Raw genomic sequence first — 17,386 nt, 5'->3', positions numbered from 1 at the left:
ATCTCTTAGTGATCAGTTGTCAGATGGTCTTCGAGCAGCTCGCTTTCACGCTCAGCAACACGAGTTACATAAGTATTGGCAAACACGCCCGATAGCGCGGCTACCATCCCAGCCATAGTTGGGATCGTCGCTTTCGATACACCACCCGCCATTGATTTAGCGTCGCCACCGCCGGTTACAGCCATGATATTAAATACTTCTATCATACCTGTTACCGTGCCTAGCAGACCTAATAAAGGCGCCATGGCTACCAATGTTTTAATCATTGGTAAGCCTTGGTTGATTCTTAAAGTCACCTGTGAAATTAATTGGCGACGAATCTGGTGGGCGTTCCAGGACTTGCGTTCGCTGCGTGCTTCCCATGCATTTACTGCATTATCAACATCGCGGCGCATAGCCCCATGGAAATACCAAAAACGCTCGAATACCAGTGACCACATTACGAAGGTCAGTAGAGCGATGAGCCAAAGCACATCGCCCCCAGACTCCATGAACCGTCTGATTATATCCGGTGCGTCATAGAGGTAGTTCATTTACGCTTTCCCCAGTTGAGCCTCAGTATGCTCAGCGATTAGGCCTGTAGATTGCTCGTCCAATACTTGGATAACTTTCTTAGCCTGACCACTGGTCACAGTGTGTAGTAGTACTGTTGGAATCGCTACTAATAGACCCAATACCGTCGTTACAAGCGCACCAGAGATACCGCCAGCCATTGCTTTTGGATCACCAGCACCGAAGATGGTGATAGCTTGGAAGGTAATGATCATACCGGTTACGGTACCTAGTAGACCCATCAGAGGCGCAATCGCGGCAATGATTTTCAACAGGTTCAAGCCAAACTCAATCTTAGGTACTTCACGTAGAATCGCTTCAGAAAGCTTCAATTCTAGAGTTTCAGTATCCATAGTTGGGTTCTGCTCGTGAACCATCAACACACGACCCAGTGGGTTGTTAGTATTGGCTTTATCAGACTTAAGCTGAGCACTAACGCGGGCATTAACACCGGTTAACACTACTAGACGCCACAAGGCTAACAATATTGCGAACACACCTACAGCTGCAATTGCCTTACCGATAGTGCCACCTTGCTCAAAGCGCTCACCCAAAGTTGGAGAGTTGATCAACGCAGCTAGGAAAGTACCGCCAGTAGGACCTGTGGGGTCAACACCAAATGGGCTGAAGCCTTCAGTCGCATTAGCTAAATCTTTTGCCCAGCCCACAACAGGACCTGAAGGCTGACGTGCTAATTCGTTTAAACCACCGGTTTCAGACACATACTGTAAGTATTTGCCGTCTTCAGTCACCATGTTGAAAGTACCAACACGTACAACTTTACGTACTGACTTTTCACCGCCTGGAGTAGATACTTCGGCGTCAAAGGCAACAATACGACCAGATTCAGTCATTTCACGCTGTAATTCAAACCATAAACGCTCGATTTCTTCGATGCTAGGTAGCTTCTCAGCTCCGCTCATCTTAGCAATCATTTCGTCTAGGAAAGCTTCACGGTTAGGGAACTGGGCGCTTACTAATGAGCTACCGAAGTTACCGCGTAAGTCACCAGCAGTAGAGGTTAGGTGACCGAATAACTCAGTCAAAGTACCCAAACGCTCTTTTAATTGACGTTGCTTATCAGCTACGCGCAATTCGTTTTTCTCGAACTCGCCTTCTAGCTGTGCAGAACGCTTCTCTTGAGCGGTACGCATAGCTTTAGCTTCGTTCAATAATTGACCTTGCTTAGCTTTAGCGTTGCGGAAAGCCGCTTCGCGCTGCTTGTTTTCTTTAGCTTCGTCAATTTGACCTTGCTTAACAAAACCTAACAATTGGTCTAATGATTTAGCTTCTTGTGCAACTACTACAGTAGCTGAAGCCATAGTCAACGCAGCAAATATTGCTGACTTAAATAATTGAGTTTTCATTATTTAGCGGCCTCCGGAGCAGGAATCGGTAATTTCAAGATATCGATAGAGGCTTCTTTACGTGCAACTTTTAAACCTTTCAAGATTGCACTGCGATAGGCACTTTTCTCTAACTGAACGAATTGACCTGTTTTCTTATCCCAGGCACCTGAGATTTCAGTGTCAGTTGTTTGATATAACAAGGCTACACGGCCAACGCGGAAGAAGTTAACTTCACGCTCAACACCGTCTATAGCTACGCTACCTTTATAAGCATCGATCTTACGACCGTACTCATTTTCGATTTTGTAAGCCTCTAATACTTGGCGAAACTTCTCAGAAACAGCCAAATCAGAGCGGTCTACGTTAGTGCGCAAGAACTTAATGCGCGCTGCACGCTCTTCTTGATGGAATGGAATATCAAGTTTTACAAACTGCTCCAAACCGTCAATCATGCGAATAACCAGAGGGGTTACCTGACGCTGTATAACAGTTACTTGACCGATAGAGGCTTCGATATCTTCGATGCGCTCTAACTGGTTAGCAATTTGCTTTTCCAGACGTGAGTTATACACCTTAAGGCCGTCTACTTGCTTCATGACTGTCTTATAGTCTTGTAACAAGCTGTCGGTCTCTCCAGCTAATGTGTCAATTTTCTTCTGTGATTGTTGGGCGGCGACAGTTTTTGCCTCGCCTACTTTGATCACAGCATCAACGGTGTTCGCTTGTGCGCCAGAAGCGCCAAGCAGCGTGCCAGCTGACATAGTCATGGCAAACGCGATCGTTTTGAATCGATGCATATTCATGGGGATTGCATTTCCTTCAGGGATGTTTATTAAAACAGTTTGAGAAACTTCTAACCTATCAATTTAAGGTAGTCGTACTACTTTGCATTTCAAGAACAAGCGCGCATTTAATAGGATCTGAATTCAATAATCAACGCTCATTCCCTATTTTCAGCAGTAAATTCTAAAATTTACCACCAAAGGGTGAAGTGTTACCTTGCCAAGAGAAATATGGAAACACTTTTGCCACGTTTGGTAACACATGCCTACTGGTCATTTTTGCAGCGATCCAGCACTACAAAGCTGTAATCATAGGTATTTGGCCCACTGGCCAAATACTTTTCACGCGCTACTTCTCGCCACATTTCTCTGTCTATTTCGGGAAAAAAAGCATCGCCCTCTACCACCGCATGCACCTCGGTAAGATAGAGCCGGTCTACTTTTGGCAAAATATCCGCATACAATTGCGCACCGCCAATTATCATTAATTCTTTAGCACCATCGATCACAGCAATATCGTCCGCCAACTTAATTGCTTCATCTATACTACCGACGACTTTTACGCCTTCAGCACTAAAATGAGTGTTACGGGTAACAACGATATTGCTGCGCCCAGGCAGCGGCCTGCCTATAGACTCAAAAGTTTTTCTGCCCATCACTATAGGCTTGGCCATAGTCACGCGCTTAAAATATTTTAAATCTTCGGGCAAGTACCAGGGCAATTGATTATTGCGCCCTATCACACCGTTTTCGGCAACAGCCACTATCATAGAAATTTTTATTGCTATATCATTCATCTTTTTTATTCATTTTATTAAATAGAAATAGGCGCTTTAATCGCCGGGTGGCTTTGATAATTAATAATTTCAAAATCATCAAAGTGATAATCAGAAATACTTGCAGGCTTACGTTTTATTTTTAATGTAGGTAGCGGTAAAGGCTCACGACTTAACTGTTGTTGAGCTTGCTCCATATGATTATTATATAAATGCACATCACCGCCCGTCCAAACAAAATCGCCCACCTCTAAGTCACATTGCTGGGCCAGCATATGCGTTAACAAAGCATAGGAAGCAATATTAAATGGCAAGCCCAAAAAAGTATCGCAACTTCTTTGGTATAACTGACAAGAAAGCTTGCCATTAGCAACGTAGAACTGAAAAAAAGCATGGCAAGTGGCCAAGGCCATACGACCCTGCTTAACATTTTCTACCGGACTTAAAGACTCATCAGGCAAATCTGCCACATTCCAACCCGACACTATCATGCGGCGACTATTGGGATTATTTTTTAACTGCTCTATCACTGTTGCAATTTGATCAATATGGCCACCCTCAGGCGTAGGCCATGAGCGCCACTGTTTACCATAGACGGGGCCCAACTCACCATTTTCGTCAGCCCACTCATCCCAAATTGTTACGCCGTTATCTTGCAAATATTTAATATTGGTATCGCCATTTAAAAACCACAGCAACTCATGAATGATAGAGCGCAGATGCAGTTTTTTAGTCGTCACCAAGGGAAAGCCTTGCGCCAAGTTAACGCGAAACTGATAGCCAAATACTGATTTAACACCGGTACCGGTTCTATCCCCTTTTTGCTCGCCATTTTCTAAAATATGATTTAACAAATCTAAATATTGTTTCATTACTGACTATACCCTTTACTTATACGGCTTAGCTGTACTGTTAGCACTAATATTATTTCGACTATAGGCCCACCACATCATGGCGGCCCCCACGACTATCATAGGCAAGGACAATTCCTGCCCGCGAGTTAACCAACCAAAGGCATCAAAACCTATATGGCTATCGGGCTGACGGAAAAACTCCACCACAAACCTAAACGCGCCGTAACTCAATAAAAACAAACCCGCTACCGACCACTCAGGCCTGCGCTTACCAGAAAAGAAAAATAAAATTATAAATAGCAGCACCCCTTCCAGCATAAATTGATAAAGCTGTGAAGGATGACGCGGCAAGCGCTCAGGATCGCTTGTAAAAACCATGGCCCAAGGCACATCGCTAACCCGCCCCCAGAGCTCTTGCCCTATAAAATTACCTATGCGCCCCAAGCCCAAACCTATAGGCACCAAAGGCGCAACAAAATCACACAGCGCCCCTAAAGATATTTTTAAATGGCGCGCGTATAAAATTAACGCAGTAAAAACACCCAACAAGCCGCCATGAAAAGACATGCCACCCTGCCACACTTTAATCAGCCAAATAGGATCGGCTAAAAATTTATCAAAATTATAAAACAGCACATAGCCAAAACGACCGCCTAACACCACGCCTAAGGCACAATAAAAAATTAAATCATCAACTTGTTTGGCGGCTATAGGCGAGTAATCGGTTTGGCTGCGCCGCTGCGCCAGCCACCAAGCGGCAGCAAAACCCAGCAAATACATAATGCCATACCAATGTATGGATAAAGGCCCCAACTGCAAAGCAATGGGATCAAAGTTCGGGTGTTGTAACATGCTAGTTGAGCTACCTAATTTAGATTTATTCGCGATTTATAAACAGCGTATATTACAGCTGTGGCTTGGCCTATGCCTGAAAAAGCCATTATGCCCAAAGCCTTGGCCGATTGATAATTTATGCGTCTATAATGGGCTTCTTTATACCGGCCTTAGCCTTATGTGTTTAATTACCTTCGCCCTACAGCAACACCCAGATTGGCCGTTGATCGTGCTAGCCAACCGTGATGAGTATTATGCCCGCGCCACGGCCAGCGCTCATTTCTGGCAGGAGCAGCCGCAGATTTTTGCCGGCCGCGACCTGCAAGCAGGCGGCACTTGGTTAGGGATCAACCAGCAAGGCCAATTTGCCGCCGTCACCAATTATCGCGAAACCCTAAACCCATACACCACAGCAGCACGCTCTAGGGGCGCGCTAAGCCGTGATTTTTTATCCGGCTCAGCCTCTGCCAGCGAATACCTCAGCCAACTAGCCGCACAGCAACAAGACTATGCGGGCTTTAATTTTATCTGTGGCAATGCGCAGCAACTGCACTATTTCAGCAATCGCCTGGCCAGCCCGCAGACTCTTAAACCCGGTATTTATGGGCTGAGTAACGGCCCACTGGACAGCGCCTGGCCCAAGGTCATTAGCAGCAAGGCCGCCCTGCAGCAGCGCTTAACTAGCGGCGCTATCGATAGCGCTTTCGATAGCGCCAGCCTCATTGCCGACATGCAAGACCGCCACACCGCCGCCCAACACTTACCCAACACAGGGCTTAGCCGCGAGCGCGAGCAATTGCTATCCAGCCGTTTTATTGTGTCTGAGGATTACGGTACCCGCTGCACCAGCGTTGTGCTATTTCACCGCAGCGGCGCAATAAAATTTGTGGAGCAAAATTATACGGCGGATGGCCATGCCAGCCATAAAGTCGAACAGCACATAAGCGCTAACGCTGCCACTAACCATGCTCAGGCTTAGCTTCACCCTCATCTAATACCGGGTTGAGCATGCGATGCGCCCCTACATCGGTCAGCACCTGCTCCAGCAACTCGCGTATATCGCGGGAGTTATCCATTTGCATAGCCTGCTGCAGCAAGTCTTGGCACTGCTGGTAGCTCAAGCTGCGCACCACCGATTTAACTTTAGGCAGGTTGCTGGCACTCATAGAGAGCACATCATAGCCCATGGCCACCAGTAGCGGCGACGCCAAGGGGTTACCCGCCAGCTCACCGCAAATACTTACCTGCTGGCCTTCGGCGTGAGCGTCTTCGGCCACTTTTTGCAAGGCCTGCAAGATGGCTGGGTGAAAAGGATCAAAAATCGAGGCTACCCGCGAGTTATTTCTGTCTACCGCCAATAAATACTGGGTTAAATCATTAGAACCCACCGATAAAAAGCTGACGCGCTTGGCCAAATCCCTAGCCTGATATACCGCCGCTGGCACCTCTATCATCACCCCTATTTCCGGCAACTCCAGCTCCACGCCCAGCTCTTCGATTAATTCATCGTGGGCCCTATAAAGCAGCTCTAAAGCCTCTTCCAGCTCGGTCACGCTGCTAATCATAGGCAGCATAATGCGCAGATTGTTTAAACCCTGATTGGCCTTCAACATGGCCCGTACCTGCACCAAAAATATTTCCGGGTGATCCAGGGTGACGCGAATACCGCGCCAGCCTAAAAAGGGGTTATCTTCGACTATAGGAAAGTACGACAACGACTTATCGCCACCCACATCCAAGGTACGCATGGTGACCTTGCGCGGTGCAAAGGCCTCTAGCTGCTCGCGGTAAATTGCCCGTTGTTCCTCTTCCGAAGGGAAACGTTCACGCAGTAAAAACGGCACCTCGCTGCGGTACAGACCCACCCCTTCAGCGCCCCGCTCCAAAGAGCGCAGCACATCGGCCATCAGGCCGGTATTAACCCATAGGCCTATGCGATGCTTATCCGTGGTTTCACCGGGTAGGTCTTTTAAAACCTCAAAGCCCTTAATCAGCTGTGATTCTTCTTCTATGATGGCCTGAAAGCGGCTATGTAACTCTTCGCTGGGGTTGTAATGCACATGGCCGTTATAGCCATCAAGTATAATTTCCCGCCCCTCTAACTTGGTAAAGGGCAAATCCTGCACCCCCATGACCGTGGGTATACCTAGGGAGCGCGCAAAGATAGCAACGTGGGAGTTGGCCGAACCGCGCACTGATACCAAGCCCGCCAGCTTCTCTGGCGGCACTTCTGCCAACATAGAGGCGGTGAGCTCTTCGCCGATTAAAATGGTTTGGTCAGGGTATATCAGCTCTTCATCATCGGTAAGCTGCAGGTAAGCAAGTACTCGCCTACCTAAATCTTTAACATCGGTGGCGCGCTCTTTAAGATAGGGGTCATTCATACTCTCAAAGGTGTCTACGTGAGCGCGTATGACTTGACTGACCGCCCCCTGCGCCCACTGGCCCTGTTCTATGCGCTGGCACACCTCTAAGGGCAGCGCATTGTCATCCAGCATACTGAGATAAACATCAAATAAAGCCTGCTCTTCTCGGGCTAAACGGCTGGCCAGCTTGCCGCTAAGCTCCTCTATATCCTTGCGTACGGCTTGTAAACATTGATTAAAAAACTTCAGTTCCAGCTCTATATTGGTGGAGCTACGATCGGGCACCGAGTATAAATCGGCGGTAGGTGTGACCACTACCCCCGTACCTATGCATACCCCTGCCGAGCCACTAACCCCGTCAAACTTGCCGCCCGCCAGCTTTTCATCTTCGTCTTCCGATAACAGGCCTATAGAGCCGGTGACTTGGGCATGGGCAATCACCCCGGCCAATTGCGCCGACACGGTAACTAAAAAGGCTTCTTCATCTTCATCAAAGCGGCGCTGGCTTTTTTGCTGCACCACCAACACCCCCAGCACGGTGCGCTGGTGGATAATGGGCACACCTAAAAAGCCCCTATACGCTTCTTCGCCTATACCCGGCAGGCAAATAAAATGGGGATCGGCCATGGCATTTTGCAGGTTGATAGGCTCTTCCCTACGCGCCACTTGGCCCACCAAGCCCTCGTGGGAGCCTACTGAAGCCTTGCCTATAAACTCACGGTTTAGGCCTTCGGTAGCCATAAATATATAGCGATCCGTTTTTTGATCGCGTAAATACACCGTGCAAACTTCGGTGCCTATCGCATCACGCACACGCGTAGCAATCGTATCCAGCACCGGCTGCAAGCCCCGTATGCTGTTTAACTCTTGTACTATGATGCGCAGTGATTCAAGCATGCTCTACCTATGGGTTTAGCCCTAGGGCTACTCTAATACTAAACGGCTATGCTTCACCGCCAACTCTTTCATTGCCCGCCTATACACTTCGCGTTTAAAGGGGATAACCTGGCCCAGGGGGTACCAATAACTCACCCAACGCCAGTGATCAAACTCAGGCTTACAGCCATTATCAAAGCTGACCGAATCATCATCGGCCAACATTTTTAATAAAAACCATTTTTGTTTTTGGCCTATACACAAAGGCTTACTATCGCGGCGTATAGAGCGCTCGGGCAAGCGATAACGCAACCAGCCGCGGGTACAGGCCATAATCTCTACATCATTGGCACTGAGGCCCACCTCTTCACCCAGCTCGCGGTATAGCGCCTGCTCTACGGTCTCGCCTTGATTAATGCCGCCTTGGGGAAACTGCCAAGCATCTTGGCCAACGCGGCGTGCCCACAGCACTTCACCTTTGCCATTGGCTAGCATTATGCCAACGTTGGCGCGAAAACCATCTGCATCAATCACATCTACATCCTTATGGTTGTTTGCCACATTTGGACGGGCAAAAACCACCTTATCCGTTTATCATCCCCAGCATTGTTCCACAAATACGCCAATAATCACAATCGAGATGCAAAAAAGGCCGCGGCCCTTTATGCTAGGCGGCTTTTTCCACCCCTATTTTGGATACCACCATGACACTGGCCATCTTTGACCTAGACAACACCCTACTCAACGGCGATAGCGACCACGGCTGGGGCCAGTTCTTAGTAGAACAAGGTATAGTCGATAGCCACAGCTACAAGCAAGGCAACGATTACTTTTACCAACAATATAAAGATGGCAGTTTAAATATTTATGAATACTTGGAGTTTTCTCTAGCGCCGCTAAAAGCCCACCCCAAGGCTCAGTTAGACCAGTGGCACCAGCAGTTTATGGCCGAGGTCATCGCCCCTATGCGGCAAGCCAAAGCTGACGCCCTACTGCAGCAACACCGCAAGCAAGGCCACGAGCTACTCATTATTACAGCCACCAATTTATTTGTTACCGGCCCTATCGCTAACAGCATGGGGGTAGAACATATACTGGCCAGCGAACCCGAACTGGTTAACGGCGAGTACACCGGCCGCGTCACCGGCACGCCTTGTTTTCAAGAGGGCAAGGTTAAGCGCTTGGAAGCTTGGATGGCCGAACATGGCCACAGCCTGGCGGGCAGTTATTTTTACAGCGACTCTCTCAACGACCTGCCACTGCTAAAGCTGGTTGATAACCCGGTGGCCGTGGATGCCGACGAGACCCTCAGCGCCTACGCCCAAGCACAGGGCTGGCCCTGTATTAGTTTAAGAGGCTAAACATGGCGCTGCGCCTTAAGACTATCGCCCTATTAAGCCTGTGCAGCCTATTATTAGGCTGCCAGCCCGATAGCTCCGGCGACAGCGCCGCCATTAACCCTCCAGCCGCAAGTGCCCCCGCTATAGATGTAACACAACTACACCATCGCATAGCCCAGCAAGCCGAGCTCTCGCTGCGCCAGAGCATCGCCAGCGCCCAAGCCTTATTAGCTCGCAGCCAGCAATTCCTAGAACACAGCGATACCTCACACTGGCAGCAATTGCGAGCGCAGTGGCTGGCCAGCCACCGCCAGTGGCACCACAGTGCGAGCTACCTAGCCTTGCTGCCGGCCCAGCCTGAACTTATCGAGTTACAGCAGCGCTTACACAGCCACGACATTAGTGCTGGCTACTTAGATAGTATTGAGGGCTACCCGCAAAGTGGCATAGTCAACGACAGCACTCTGCACCTCAGCCTCGCCAACTTAGCACAACAGCACCAGCGCTATAGTGACGAAGAAGCTGCCCTGGGCTTGAGCGTATTAGAGTTTTTTATTTGGGGCCGCGAGCTCAGCCACTATAGCAACGCCGACGCAGATGCCCTCACGCAACTAGCCCTACCCAGACGGCGGGACTATTTAGCCTTATTAGCACAGCAGTGGCTTAGCGATGTAGAAAGCGCTCACGCCTATTGGCAGGCCCATCATAAGCAACTGCCTGCCGCCACCGAGATACGCATATTGTGGCAGCAGCAACTAGGCGCTATAGCAAATGGCCAACACAGCCCCTACAGCCAAGATAGCCAGTGGCCCATCGCCGTACTGACCAGCATCAGCCTACACACCGCGGCCCACCCCAACTACGCCAGCATTGCCCAGCTACTGCAACAACCAGACCCCGACCCCCTCAGCCTAAATCAACAACTGGGCGAGCTCATGCTGGCCTTAAGCTTTAAAGACGAGCAATAGCCTGTTAAGAAACGGGTAATAAGCGGGTAAACACAGCCTTTAGATAATCCGTTTCGGGTATAGCCGGGTGTACCGGGTGATCATAGGTTTGGCCAAAGTGCTGCAGTATTTGCAGCTGGCGGTCTATATGCCGCGAGGACTGGCGCAATATATCCACCAATACCTCACGCCCCAAGTGCATAGAGCAAGAGGCCGACACCAAGATGCCGTCTTTATTAAGCAAACGCATAGCCAGCTCATTCACCCGCCTATAAGCCTGCTCGCCCTTTTTAATATCTTTGCGGCGCGGGATAAACGCCGGTGGATCCATAATCACCACATCAAAGCGCTCGCCCTCTAAGGCTAATTGTTTCATGGCCTCAAAGGCATTACCCTGCAGGCTTTCTACCTTATCGCTAACGCCGTTTAACTCGGCATTGCGATGCACACAGTCCAGCGCAAACTCAGAACTGTCTACACACATTACCGATTCAGCACCAAAGGCCGCGGCCTGCACGCCCCAGCCGCCTATGTAGCTAAACACATCTAGCACGCGCTTGCCTTTGACATAGTGCGCCAGGTTGGCGCGGCTGGCGCGGTGATCGTAAAACCAACCGGTCTTTTGACCCTCGTATACCGGCACTTCAAACTGCACGCCGTTCTCTTCTATCAATACCCGCTGGGGCACCTCGCCGTAGGCCACTTCCACATAGTCTTCCAAGCCTTCGGCGCTGCGTATACGGGAGTCGTTTTTAATTAATATGCCGCTGGGTTTTAGCACTTGGCACAGGGCCTCGACGATTTCTGTTTTCACCCGCTCCATACCGGCGGTGGCCAATTGCACCACCAACACCTCGCCAAATCTATCCACCACCAAGCCGGGCAGGCCATCGCTATCGCCGTAAACCAAACGATAATAAGGTTTGTCGTTCATAGCCTGGCGCAAACTCAGGGCAATATTGATACGGTGCACTAATAGAGATTTATCTAAACCATGTTTGCCATCGCGGCTGATTAAGCGGCCGCAAATTAAGTTATGCGGATTGAGGTAGGCCAAGCCCATCAATTTGCCCTGAGCATTTTCTATTAACACCTGCTGGCCCGGCTCTATATCTTTAATAGGCGTGGCCTTGGTGTCTATCTCATTGCTGTAAATCCATACATGGCCACCCCGCAAACGACGGTCAGCTTTATTGTTTAAGCGTATTAGGGGGTAATCGGTGCTCATGGCTATATCCTGAATTACAAAAAAGGCGAGGCTAATCGAAAGGCGCCGTATTATACCTGAGATTTGTGCAGCTCACTCACAGCAAGCTGGACCGCGTTAATCTACACTGTTATACCTAGCGCTCAGGTAGCTTTAGACAAGCACCCAAATACACACCCAAGCAAGCACCAAAATAGGCACCTAAGCATGAGTATTAGCTTAACCCAGGAACAAGTTAGCCAAGTTTTACAGGGCATTAGCATCCCCCCGCAGCCGCAAATTATGGTGGACCTGCAAAGAGAGCAGGTCTCACCCGACTGCAGTATCAACCGTATCGCCGAGCTAATCAGCCAAGATGTGGGTATAGCTGGCAGTATTTTAAAAACCGTTAACTCCCCGTTTTACGGCCTAAAAAATAAAATCAGCTCCATACAACAGGCCTGTAATCTAATGGGCATAAACAGCGTAATTAACATTGTAAACGCACTATCCATACGCAGTGAGCTGAGTGATGAACACGTCAGCAGCCTTAATAAATTTTGGGACAGCGCCATGGATATTGCCATGGCCTGCACCACCATCGCCAAACAACTAGGCATACAGTCCCCCGATGAAGCCTATACTGTAGGCCTGTTTCATAATTGCGGCGTCCCCCTACTGATGCAGCGTTTTGATAACTACCCAGAGGTGATGGTGGCATCCTATGGCTGCCACAACCAACGTATTGTTGATAGCGAAAACCACAGCCTTAATACCAACCACGCGGTAGTGGGCTATTACATTGCCAAGTCTTGGAACCTGCCCGCCTATATCAGCGAAGCTATCGCCGATCATCACAGCTGCGCTGCTATTTTTGCCAACCCCGATTATCCGAAAATTGAAAAAAAGAATTTGCTAGCTATTTTAAAAATGGCCGAACACATATGCGGCAACTACAAAATCATAGGTAATCAAACCGAGGACTTTGAATGGCAGCAAATAGAAGAGACACTATTAATCTATGTAGGCCTAAGTCACTATGACTTTGAAGGCATCAAAGCCACTTGCCTAGAGTTGGGCCTGGGGAGCAGCGACTACTTCGACCAATAACGGCCAGGCCACAAACAACAACGCCCGCAATAGCGGGCGTTGAATGTAAAATCTAATGCGATTTATTCGTCTTCACACAACTGCTGATAATCCTCAGCATCTAACAAATTATCCAGCTCGGAAACGTCGCTGGGGCGCAGCTTAAATAACCAGCCATCTTCGTAAGGCTCAGTATTAACCGTTTCTGGCTCTTCTTCTAAAGCTTCGTTAACAGCAATCACTTCGCCGCCTATAGGTGCATAGATATCAGAGGCCGCTTTTACTGATTCAACCACACTCACTTCATCGCCAGCCGCTACATTGGTACCCAACTCTGGCACTTCTACAAACACTACATCACCTAAAGACTCTTGCGCAAAATCAGAAATACCCACGGTAACCGTGCCATCTTCTTCTAAACGCGCCCACTCGTGGCTGCGAGCATATTTCAATTCGCTAGGGGTATTGCTCATAGGTTTTTCCTCTTATGGGTCACCAGGTAAATGTAAGGGGGTGAAAGCTATTGTTAATATTTGCCTGCATTCTAACGCTGCTCAGCGGAAACACAAGCACCAACCGGCGATAAAACTAATTCAAACCCATGGCACTGCGCATGATCTTGCGCTTAATCGCAGGGCTGCGGTTAAAACTATTCATACCGGTATTGCGCAGCCAACGCAGTGCAATATTGGTCTCGGCGAACAGGCGCTTAAAACCATCCATAGCCAACATCATGCTGAGATTATCGGCTTTGCGGCGGCGCTGGTAGCGCTGCAATATGCTGTAATCCGCCAATGCTAGCCCTCGTTGGCTGGCGCGCAAGATTTCCTCTGCCAGCACCGCCACATCGCTAAAGCCCAAGTTAATACCCTGCCCCGCCAAAGGATGTATGCTGTGTGCGGCATCGCCCACCAAGGCCAGACCGGGCTGAATATAATCTACCGCATGGCGCTGCTGCAGCGGAAAACTATAGCGCTGGGACAGCGCCTGCACCGCCCCTAGCTTATGCTCAAAGGCTGCAGCTAACTGCTGAGCAAAGGTCTGGTCATCCAAGGCCATAAGCTGCTGGGCATATTCCGGCACCGCCGACCACACAATAGAACAAAAATGGCTGTCAGCCTCCGCAGCGGCAGCCAGCGGTAAAAAAGCCAAAGGCCCCTGGGGTAAAAAACGCTGCCAGGCGGTGTGCTGATGGGGCAATTCGGTTTGCACCGTGGCGACTATGGCCCGATGCTGGTAATCCCACTCGCGTACTGCAAAACCCGCTTGCTGGCGCAGCAGTGAGTTGGCACCATCGGCGGCCACCATTAGCGGCGCGCTCAGGCGCTGGCCATCTTCCAAACGCAAACAGCGCTGTTGCGGCTCGCTCTCTAAAGCCGCCACTTTTGCCGGGTTAAAGCACTGCACATTGGCCAAGCCCTTTAAGGTATTTAACAACGCCGATAGCGTGATGCGATTTTCAACAATATAGCCCAGACAGGGCTGGTTCACTTCAGCGGCCTCAAAACTCACGCTGCCGGTGCCTTCGGCATCCCACACCTGCATATGGCTATAGGCCTCGGCGCGCTGGCTGATTATGGCTGGCCATACACCTATACCTTGCAAGAGCTGCTGCGAGGCTAAGGTGAGTGCACTCACTCTGGGGTCAAAGCCCTGCACGGCTTGCGCCAGGCTGGGGGGCTCTGCGGGCAGGGTCTGTGCCTCTACCATGGCTATGCGCAACTCTTTATTGGCCTGCGCCACCACACAAGCCAGGGCCGCACCAGCTAAACCGGCACCGACGATAATCAAGTCAAAACTGTGGCTGGCGCTGTGGGTAGCACTCATAGCGGCTGCGCCTCTGTGGGGTTACTGGCCAATAGGCCCAAGGCGGCACCGTAATGCTGGCCTGCGGCGTGGCGTATAAATTGTTGTTTCAGGCTGGGCACAGCATCCACCGCACTCAAGCCCAAGTTGCGCAGCAGCATCAAGGGCTTAGCCCGATGCGCAAAAACCGCCCCCACCTTATCGGAAAACAAAGTAGTTTTATGCTGATCAAACTGCTGCGCCTGCTGATACTGTTTTAGCACAGCCAGCTCCCCCAAGTTTTGCTGCTTAGCGTGGGCGGCTAGCAATATCTCGCTTAAACGCGCGCAATCCCGCAAAGCTAAATTAAAACCCTGCCCCGCCACGGGGTGTAAAGCATGAGCGGCATTGCCCATAATCACCACCTGCGAGCGCAACTGCTCGGTGCTGGTGACCAGCTGTAAAGGGTATTGCTGACGGCTGCCCACTTGCGTGAACTGCCCCAGCCGGTGACCAAAGCGCTGCTGTAAAGCCGCTAAAAATTCTGCTTCATCGCAGCTGCATAAATGCTGCGCTTGCTCAGGACTTTGTGTCCACACCAGTGCGGCCCGGTTAGGCTCGGCCAGCGGCAGCAGCGCCAGCGGCCCCTGATCGGTAAAGCGCTCATAGGCAACTTGGCGGTGACTTTTTTCAAAAGCGACATTGGCCACCACCGCCGACTGCTGGTAGCTGTGTACGCTGTGCGCTATGCCCAAGTGCTGGCGCAATTGTGATTGCGCACCATCGGCCACCACCAATAACTGACAGCGCAGCTGCCGCTGCTGGCCACCTTCACTGAGGGTAATGGCCATGGCTCCCTGCTGAGGCTGCGCCTGCACCACCGTAGCTGGGCAGGCCAACTCTATATCGCTGGCAGCTAAGGCGGCGTGTAATACCTCGCCCAGGCCACGGTTTTCTATCACATAGCCTAACGCGGGCCAGTGCATATCGGCGGCATGTAATAAGGCGGAAGCAAACGCGGCGCGTTCAGAAACGTGTATATGCTCTATGGCGGTGGCATAGGGAGCAAGTTGCTGCCAAAGACCCAGCTGCTGATAAATAATGCGGCTGCCATAAGATAAGGCCGTAGAGCGCGCATCAAAACTCGCACCCTTATTTTGCGCCGCCGCGCTGCTTGGCGCATAACTCTCCACCACTAACACTTTTGGTGAGCGGCCAGTTTGTAAGCTGCTGTGCTGCAATAACAGCGCTAGGCTTGCACCCACCATGCCACCACCTGCGATGACCACATCGTAGTCTAACGCGCTAGTCATTAACGGGCGGCCGACATAAAGGCTTCTATTTCAGCAACGGTTTTGGGGGCTGCAGCGGTAAGGTTTTCACAGCCGTCTTTGGTCACGACTATATCGTCCTCTATGCGTATACCTATGCCGCGCCATTTTTTTGCGACCTTCATATTATCGGGGGCGACATAGATACCAGGCTCTACGGTCATCACCATACCCTCTTCCAGCACCCGCCATTCATCGGCGACTTTGTAATCACCCACATCGTGTACATCCATACCCAGCCAGTGACCGGCGCGGTGCATATAAAAATCTTTATAGGCTTCATCGGCGATTAGCTTATCTAACTTGCCTTTTAATAAACCTAAATCCAGTAAGCCCTGGGTAATCACCCGCACAGTAATGTCGTGGGATTGATTCCAGTGGTTGCCGGGTTTAATCGTGGCTATAGCCTGCTGCTGAGCATCTAGCACTATGTTGTATAGGGCTTTTTGCTCTTTGCTGAATTTGCCGTTGGCGGGAAAAGTGCGAGTAATATCGGCGGCGTAATGCTCTAGCTCACAACCGGCGTCGATTAAAATTAAATCGCCGTCTTTGATTTTGCAGTTATTGTCTATGTAATGCAGTACGCAGCCATTTTTACCGGCCCCCACTATGGTGGAGTAGGCGGGAAAACGGGCACCGTTGCGTGCAAACTCATGCAGTATCTCGGCCTCTAATTGATACTCCATTAAACCCGGCTTACAGATTTTCATAGCACGCTTATGAGCCTGGGCGGATAATTCACCCGCCTTGCGCATAATGCGTATTTCGGCGGCGCTTTTATAAAGGCGCAAATCGTGTAGCAGGTGATCCAAATCTAAAAACTCACCCGGGGGGTGCGCGCCCGATCTGACTTTTGAGCGTATGGTGTTTACCCAGCCCATGACTCGCCTATCAAAATCCTGATGGCGGCCCATGGAGTAATACACTCGCTCGCGGCCCTCTAGCAGGCCCGGCAAGATATCATCTATATCGCTAACCGGAAAAGCATCGTCGGCCGCGTAATCCGCACACACCCCTTCGGGGCCTGCGCGATAGCCATTCCACAATTCCATTTTAGGGTCGCGTTCACGGCAAAAGACTATGGTTTCGCCGTGTTCACGGCCGGGAATTAATAGCAACACCGCATCGGGCTCGGCAAAGCCGGTTAAATAATAAAAATCGCTGTCTTGACGAAAGTGATACTCGCAATCGCGATTGCGGATTACCTCTTTGGCAGCAGGCACTATGGCAATACTATCGGCTTCCATTTGCGCCATTAAGTTTTTACGGCGCCTAGCAAATTCCTGTTTTGATATTTTTGTCATGAAGGCTATTCAAAC

17 protein-coding genes are annotated in these 17,386 nt (G+C 50.2%); 4 read left to right on the top strand and 13 right to left on the bottom strand.

The window, feature by feature from the left end; translation table 11 throughout:
* Window positions 1–5: 5 nt before the first annotated feature.
* From NO559_RS05415 to lgt, 6 genes are all read right to left on the bottom strand, one after another.
* Window positions 6–533: a MotA/TolQ/ExbB proton channel family protein gene (locus tag NO559_RS05415; RefSeq protein WP_258330778.1), complete on the bottom strand. Its 528-nt coding sequence runs from the start codon at window positions 531–533 to the stop codon at window positions 6–8.
* Window positions 534–1,919 (bottom strand): MotA/TolQ/ExbB proton channel family protein, encoded by a 1,386-nt coding sequence (locus tag NO559_RS05410; protein ID WP_258330777.1) that lies wholly within the window; start codon window positions 1,917–1,919, stop codon window positions 534–536.
* Complete coding sequence (locus tag NO559_RS05405) at window positions 1,919–2,704, bottom strand: DUF3450 domain-containing protein (RefSeq protein ID WP_258330776.1); 786 nt, start codon at window positions 2,702–2,704, stop codon at window positions 1,919–1,921. The genes NO559_RS05410 and NO559_RS05405 overlap by 1 nt, the downstream gene beginning before the upstream one ends.
* 245 nt (window positions 2,705–2,949) lie before the next feature.
* A complete protein-coding gene (locus tag NO559_RS05400) occupies window positions 2,950–3,480 on the bottom strand; it encodes a dihydrofolate reductase (RefSeq protein WP_309149059.1) in 531 nt (176 codons plus the stop codon).
* Window positions 3,481–3,497: 17 nt separating this feature from the next.
* Complete coding sequence (gene thyA, locus NO559_RS05395) at window positions 3,498–4,331, bottom strand: thymidylate synthase (protein WP_258330775.1); 834 nt, start codon at window positions 4,329–4,331, stop codon at window positions 3,498–3,500.
* Window positions 4,332–4,346: 15 nt separating this feature from the next.
* The gene (gene lgt, locus NO559_RS05390; protein ID WP_258330774.1) at window positions 4,347–5,165 is read right to left on the bottom strand and encodes a prolipoprotein diacylglyceryl transferase; all 819 of its coding nucleotides are present in this window, start codon (window positions 5,163–5,165) and stop codon (window positions 4,347–4,349) included.
* 160 nt (window positions 5,166–5,325) lie between these two features.
* Here lgt and NO559_RS05385 point away from each other — a divergent pair, with 160 nt between their 5' ends.
* A complete protein-coding gene (locus NO559_RS05385; protein ID WP_258330773.1) occupies window positions 5,326–6,126 on the top strand; it encodes an NRDE family protein in 801 nt (266 codons plus the stop codon).
* Here the strand turns inward: NO559_RS05385 and ptsP are convergent.
* Window positions 6,107–8,410, bottom strand: a complete 2,304-nt coding sequence (gene ptsP, locus NO559_RS05380) for a phosphoenolpyruvate--protein phosphotransferase (protein ID WP_258330772.1) — start codon at window positions 8,408–8,410, stop codon at window positions 6,107–6,109. The genes NO559_RS05385 and ptsP overlap by 20 nt on opposite strands.
* 27 nt (window positions 8,411–8,437) lie before the next feature.
* Window positions 8,438–8,923: an RNA pyrophosphohydrolase gene (locus tag NO559_RS05375; RefSeq protein WP_258330771.1), complete on the bottom strand. Its 486-nt coding sequence runs from the start codon at window positions 8,921–8,923 to the stop codon at window positions 8,438–8,440.
* Between the two features lie 170 nt (window positions 8,924–9,093).
* Here NO559_RS05375 and NO559_RS05370 point away from each other — a divergent pair, with 170 nt between their 5' ends.
* Both NO559_RS05370 and NO559_RS05365 read left to right on the top strand, forming a co-directional pair.
* A complete protein-coding gene (locus NO559_RS05370) occupies window positions 9,094–9,750 on the top strand; it encodes an HAD family phosphatase (protein WP_258330770.1) in 657 nt (218 codons plus the stop codon).
* Between the two features lie 2 nt (window positions 9,751–9,752).
* Window positions 9,753–10,697: a hypothetical protein gene (locus tag NO559_RS05365; RefSeq protein WP_258330769.1), complete on the top strand. Its 945-nt coding sequence runs from the start codon at window positions 9,753–9,755 to the stop codon at window positions 10,695–10,697.
* 4 nt (window positions 10,698–10,701) lie between these two features.
* On the opposite strand, the gene NO559_RS05360 is transcribed toward NO559_RS05365, so the two are convergent.
* Window positions 10,702–11,904, bottom strand: coding sequence for a class I SAM-dependent rRNA methyltransferase (locus NO559_RS05360; protein WP_258330768.1), 1,203 nt, complete (start codon window positions 11,902–11,904; stop codon window positions 10,702–10,704).
* A gap of 186 nt (window positions 11,905–12,090) precedes the next feature.
* Here NO559_RS05360 and NO559_RS05355 point away from each other — a divergent pair, with 186 nt between their 5' ends.
* A complete protein-coding gene (locus tag NO559_RS05355; protein ID WP_258330767.1) occupies window positions 12,091–12,972 on the top strand; it encodes an HDOD domain-containing protein in 882 nt (293 codons plus the stop codon).
* A gap of 62 nt (window positions 12,973–13,034) precedes the next feature.
* Here the strand turns inward: NO559_RS05355 and gcvH are convergent, their stop codons facing one another.
* From gcvH to pepP, 4 genes are all read right to left on the bottom strand, one after another.
* A complete protein-coding gene (gene gcvH / locus NO559_RS05350) occupies window positions 13,035–13,424 on the bottom strand; it encodes a glycine cleavage system protein GcvH (protein ID WP_258330766.1) in 390 nt (129 codons plus the stop codon).
* A gap of 115 nt (window positions 13,425–13,539) precedes the next feature.
* Entirely contained in the window at window positions 13,540–14,778 is a 1,239-nt protein-coding gene (locus NO559_RS05345) for a UbiH/UbiF/VisC/COQ6 family ubiquinone biosynthesis hydroxylase (RefSeq protein ID WP_258330765.1), read from the bottom strand.
* Window positions 14,775–16,049, bottom strand: a complete 1,275-nt coding sequence (ubiH, locus tag NO559_RS05340; protein ID WP_258330764.1) for a 2-octaprenyl-6-methoxyphenyl hydroxylase — start codon at window positions 16,047–16,049, stop codon at window positions 14,775–14,777. The genes NO559_RS05345 and ubiH overlap by 4 nt, the downstream gene beginning before the upstream one ends.
* On the bottom strand, window positions 16,049–17,371 hold the full coding sequence (pepP, locus tag NO559_RS05335) for a Xaa-Pro aminopeptidase (RefSeq protein WP_258330763.1): 1,323 nt from the start codon (window positions 17,369–17,371) through the stop codon (window positions 16,049–16,051). The genes ubiH and pepP overlap by 1 nt, the downstream gene beginning before the upstream one ends.
* Window positions 17,372–17,386: the final 15 nt, after the last annotated feature.

Source organism: Dasania sp. GY-MA-18 (assembly GCF_024734385.1).
GTDB lineage: Bacteria > Pseudomonadota > Gammaproteobacteria > Pseudomonadales > Dasaniaceae > Dasania > Dasania phycosphaerae.
The sequence above is the reverse complement of the archived record's forward strand: the minus strand, read 5'-3'. Positions and strand labels throughout refer to the sequence as shown.

Coding starts and splice junctions, on each gene's coding strand:
- NO559_RS05415 (WP_258330778.1), bottom strand. CDS start 533: ATGAACTACCTCTATGACGCACCGGATATAATCAGACGGTTCATGGAG.
- NO559_RS05410 (WP_258330777.1), bottom strand. CDS start 1,919: ATGAAAACTCAATTATTTAAGTCAGCAATATTTGCTGCGTTGACTATG.
- NO559_RS05405 (WP_258330776.1), bottom strand. CDS start 2,704: ATGAATATGCATCGATTCAAAACGATCGCGTTTGCCATGACTATGTCA.
- NO559_RS05400 (WP_309149059.1), bottom strand. CDS start 3,480: ATGAATGATATAGCAATAAAAATTTCTATGATAGTGGCTGTTGCCGAA.
- thyA (WP_258330775.1), bottom strand. CDS start 4,331: ATGAAACAATATTTAGATTTGTTAAATCATATTTTAGAAAATGGCGAG.
- lgt (WP_258330774.1), bottom strand. CDS start 5,165: ATGTTACAACACCCGAACTTTGATCCCATTGCTTTGCAGTTGGGGCCT.
- NO559_RS05385 (WP_258330773.1), top strand. CDS start 5,326: ATGTGTTTAATTACCTTCGCCCTACAGCAACACCCAGATTGGCCGTTG.
- ptsP (WP_258330772.1), bottom strand. CDS start 8,410: ATGCTTGAATCACTGCGCATCATAGTACAAGAGTTAAACAGCATACGG.
- NO559_RS05370 (WP_258330770.1), top strand. CDS start 9,094: ATGACACTGGCCATCTTTGACCTAGACAACACCCTACTCAACGGCGAT.
- NO559_RS05365 (WP_258330769.1), top strand. CDS start 9,753: ATGGCGCTGCGCCTTAAGACTATCGCCCTATTAAGCCTGTGCAGCCTA.
- NO559_RS05360 (WP_258330768.1), bottom strand. CDS start 11,904: ATGAGCACCGATTACCCCCTAATACGCTTAAACAATAAAGCTGACCGT.
- NO559_RS05355 (WP_258330767.1), top strand. CDS start 12,091: ATGAGTATTAGCTTAACCCAGGAACAAGTTAGCCAAGTTTTACAGGGC.
- gcvH (WP_258330766.1), bottom strand. CDS start 13,424: ATGAGCAATACCCCTAGCGAATTGAAATATGCTCGCAGCCACGAGTGG.
- NO559_RS05345 (WP_258330765.1), bottom strand. CDS start 14,778: ATGAGTGCTACCCACAGCGCCAGCCACAGTTTTGACTTGATTATCGTC.
- ubiH (WP_258330764.1), bottom strand. CDS start 16,049: ATGACTAGCGCGTTAGACTACGATGTGGTCATCGCAGGTGGTGGCATG.
- pepP (WP_258330763.1), bottom strand. CDS start 17,371: ATGACAAAAATATCAAAACAGGAATTTGCTAGGCGCCGTAAAAACTTA.